3 protein-coding genes are annotated in these 4,474 nt (G+C 27.6%); all 3 read left to right on the top strand.

Annotation, left to right across the window (positions count from 1 at the left end):
- Nucleotides 1-328: 328 nt before the first annotated feature.
- Nucleotides 329-673 carry a 50S ribosomal protein L19 gene (gene rplS / locus HMPREF1983_RS04135; RefSeq protein ID WP_021753048.1) on the top strand — a complete coding sequence of 115 codons (345 nt, stop codon included), beginning with the start codon at nt 329-331 and terminating at the stop codon, nt 671-673.
- Between the two features lie 103 nt (nt 674-776).
- On the top strand, nt 777-1,478 hold the full coding sequence (locus tag HMPREF1983_RS04130) for an ABC transporter ATP-binding protein (RefSeq protein ID WP_021753047.1): 702 nt from the start codon (nt 777-779) through the stop codon (nt 1,476-1,478).
- A gap of 4 nt (nt 1,479-1,482) precedes the next feature.
- Nucleotides 1,483-4,095 carry an FtsX-like permease family protein gene (locus tag HMPREF1983_RS04125; protein WP_021753046.1) on the top strand — a complete coding sequence of 871 codons (2,613 nt, stop codon included), beginning with the start codon at nt 1,483-1,485 and terminating at the stop codon, nt 4,093-4,095.
- The last annotated feature ends 379 nt before the right edge of the window (nt 4,096-4,474 follow it).

The raw sequence follows: 4,474 nt of genomic DNA, 5'->3' as shown, positions 1-4,474 counted from the left end.
TTCGTAAAGATTAGAGTAGCCTTACATACCTTACTTCTATGAATTTTTACGCATCATAGATGCTAAAAATTCTAGAATTAACCCAAGTTAGTTGTAGGCGTCCATACCGCTACTAACCATTGCTAAAATATTTGTAAAATAATATATAGTTTTTATTATTACCTAACTTACAGTAAGAAATTAGCTGACTAATAAAAATTTTCAATTTTTTCTTGATATTTACTTTCAAAAATGATACAATAGACAGGATGTGAAAGCATTAATTACGATGTTCCTCTGTTAATCAAGCATTAATAACGAGCATTTTGTAAAAAAAGGAGAAAGAATAATGAGCAAAATCATTGAAGCGGTAACTAAATCGCAATTAAGAACAGATATTCCTGAATTTAAAGTCGGGGATACAGTAAGAGTACATGTTCGTATCGTAGAAGGTGGACGTGAACGTATCCAACAATTTGAAGGAGTAGTTATTAAACGTCGTGGTGGTGGAATTTCTGCTACATATACTGTACGTAAAATTTCTAACGGTGTTGGGGTAGAAAGAACATTCCCTGTTCATACTCCAAAAGTTGAGAAAATTGAAGTAGTACGTAAAGGTAAAGTTAGACGTGCTAAATTGTATTATCTACGTAACTTACGTGGTAAAGCTGCTCGTATCAAAGAAATTCGATAAGAGAAAATTAAAAGATAATCCCATTATCAATTTGATTTTGGGATTATTTTTTATGTAAATTATATGGTATAATAAAAGGGAATACGATTGAAAGAGTGATAATATGAAAAAAATAGTAGTCAAAAATTTAGTAAAAGAATATGGAGAAAATGATAACAAAGTAGTAGCGAACGATAATATAAATTTTGAAATAAATGAAGGGGAATTTGTTGTTATTTTAGGACCCAGCGGAGCAGGGAAAAGTACACTGTTAAATATTATTGGTGGTATGGATTCAGCAACATCAGGTTCAATAAAAATATTTGGTAAGGAAATAGTAGCTTTAGATGATAAAGAATTAACAAAGTATCGTAGAGAAAAAATTGGTTTTGTTTTCCAATTTTACAACTTAATACCGAATTTAACCGTACTAGAAAATGTAGAATTAGCTGAACAAATAGTAAAAAGTCCAAAATCAGCTGAAGAAATATTAAGAATTGTTGGTTTAGAACATAGATTACATAACTTCCCAAGTCAAATATCCGGCGGGGAACAACAACGAGTAGCTATAGCACGTGCAATAGCTAAAAATCCCGAAGTTTTACTTTGTGATGAGCCAACAGGGGCATTAGACTATAAAACAGGGAAAAGTATATTAAAAATTTTAAAAGAGTATTGTCAAAATGAAAACAAAACGGTTATTATTATTACTCACAACAGTTCAATAGCACAAGCGGCGGATAAAGTAATAGAAATTTATGATGCAAAAGTAAAAGATATTATTATCAATAAAAATCCGAAAAGTATAGACGAAATAGAGTGGTAGTATTATGAAAGCAATAAATAAAGATATTTTTAGAGAAATATTAAAAACAAAGGCAAAATTTATTTCTATAATGATAATAATGTTTTTAGGTGTTTTTATATTTGTCGGTTTAAAAGAAACATCTCCAACTATGGAAAATACCTATAATAAACACCTTGAAAAATACAATTTTTATGATTTAAGAGTTACTCATAATTTTGGAATTAGTGATGATGACCTAAAGGTTATAAAGAAATTAGATAATATTTCCGAATTAGAAAAGTATTATATAAAAAAATTACAGATAAATAATAATGGTGATTATTTAAACGTAGAATCGCTACCTGAAGAATTAGCAACACCAAAAATAACTTCCGGACAACTTCCTAAAAATAATAAGGAAATAGCATTGGTGGAATCGTTGCAAAATAAATATAAAATCGGCGATACAGTCACATTTAATCAAAGTGACAGTGATGAAAATAAGTTAAAAGAAACAAGTTATAAACTGGTAGGTTTTGTTCAAGGTGCAGATCATATAGAAATTTCAAATCATAACTTAGCGAATAAAGATTACTTCGGTTATGTGACTAAAGAAAATTTTTCTTTTAAAAATGCAACCGGAGTAAATATAAAATTAACAAATATTAAATATAAGTACAGTGATAAAAATTACATAGAAGAAGTAAATAAAAGTAGGTATAATTTAATAGAACAACTTCAAGCACAGCAGAAAATAGACGAAAAAAATTATTTAGAAGTTAATAAGGAAAGATTGCAGGAAAATGAGCAAAAGATAATTAAAGCGGAAAAAACGCTAAAGGGCACAAGAAATCAGGTAGAAACACTAAAAAATGTTGATATTAATCAATATAATCAGCAAATAAAAAAAATAACTGAATCGGAATTAAAAATTAAAGAGAATAAAAAACAGCTTAATGTAGCAAAAAAAAGTTTAGAAAATGAAACTTATCCGAGATTTAATGTTGAAAATATTAGAGGATTAAAAAATTATGCTCAATTTATTGATTCGGCTGCCAGTTTAACTTTTGTAGCTAATGTATTTTCTATATTTTTATTTGTAGTATCTATCTTGGTTTCATTGACAACTTTAACCAGAATGATAGATGAAAACAGGATAAATATAGGAACATTAAAATCTTTAGGATACAGTAACTGGCAAATTTCTAAAAAATACTATGTTTATGGGGTATTATCAACTTTAATTGGAACAATATTAGGTATAATAGGAGCTTATTTAGTTATTGTACCGGTGGTTTATAATTCATATGCCAGATTTTTCACACTAAATAAACCGATATTAGTCTATAGTCCGTTAATTTTAATATCAGCGTTTGGTATAGCTGTAGGTTGTATAATTTTATCAATTTTCATACCACTTAGAAAAAATCTTAAAGAAAAAAGTGCTTATCTGTTAAGACCCAAAGCACCTAGTGGTGGTAGTAGAATATTTTTAGAAAAAATTTCTTTCATTTGGAAAAGATTAACCTTTTTAAGAAAGGTGACATTTAGAAATATTTTTCGTTATAAAATAAGAATGCTTATGACTATTTTTGGCGTTACAGGGTGCTTAGCGTTAATGTTTATAGGTTTTGGAATACGCTATGGCGTTATAGACATATCTAACGAACAATTCAAAGTTATAAACAGAGTTGATATAGCAGCTACTTATAATCCATATATTGATGAAAAAGATGTTGATAATATTCAAAATGAAATTAATAATAATAACAATGTAATTAGAAGCACAAAAGTAAATATGCAGTTAGCCACTATTGAAAAAAATCATGAGATATTGGATAGTATTCAGATGCTGACCTTAGATGAAAGTAACTACAAAGATTATATATCATTAAAAGATAATTCAAAGGAATTGGATTTACCTCAAGATAGTGCAGTGATTAATGAAAAGCTGGCATATTTGCATAAACTGAATATAGGTGATAATTTTTCGGTAATCGTTAATGATAAAGAATATAGTTTAAAAGTAGGAGCAATTAATAAAAATTATTTCGGTCATACTATATATATAAATAAAAATTATTATGAAACTGTGTTTGGTAAAAAATATCAGGATAATACATTTTTAATAAAAACAAATGAAAACAGTGGTGTAGTAGAAGACTTAACAAACACATTAAAAAATAATAAAGATATTGTCGGTGTAAGTGATAATTCAAAAATTCAAGAAACATTGGATAATTTCATAAAAGGTATAGATATTATTGTGGTAGTAATGGTACTTTGTTCACTAACGCTGGCATTAGTAGTGCTGTATAACTTAATTAATGTTAACGTTTCAGAACGTATTAGAGAACTTTCAACAATAAAAGTGCTTGGTTTTTATCCGAAGGAAGTGACGATATATGTTTTTAGAGAAATATTCTATTTAAGCGGTGTCGGAATAATATTGGGTAATTATCTCGGTTATAGATTATATTTAAAAATAATTTTGGAACTGGCAGGAAGAAATATGATGTTTAGTAGTAGGGTACCCGTTATTGTTTATGCCTTGGCAACAGGAGTTACCATACTAATAACAATAGTTGTAACGTTAATTATGCACAGAAAACTTAAAAAAGTAAATATGGTAGAAGCACTTAAAGCTATAGAGTAGTTATAAAAGAAAGATTATTATTTTAAAGGAGATGATATAATGGCGATTACTATTACAAAAAAAGCACAAGAATATTTAATAAAAAAACAAAGATATAACATAATTATTGCTCTAGATGAGATATTATGTTGAGGAGGAAGAAAGAGAAAGGCTATTACGATTTTAGCAAAGAAAAATTTTTCCAATAGAAATAATTTCACAGAATACAGAATAGGAGAATTTAAAATTTTTATAGCACCAAATCTTATTTTAGATAAAAATAATGTAACAATAGATATAAATAAATTTTTATTTATTTCACAATTAACTCAAACAGGAGTTAGTTATTAAAAAAACTAATTACACTTTTAGGCTCTGTGTCAAATACGGGGCATGAGAA

This window comes from Gemella bergeri ATCC 700627, from assembly GCF_000469465.1.
GTDB classification, from domain to species: Bacteria; Bacillota; Bacilli; order Staphylococcales; family Gemellaceae; genus Gemella; species Gemella bergeri.
Note: the sequence above shows the minus strand (reverse complement) of the source record. Positions and strands in the feature narration are given on the sequence as shown.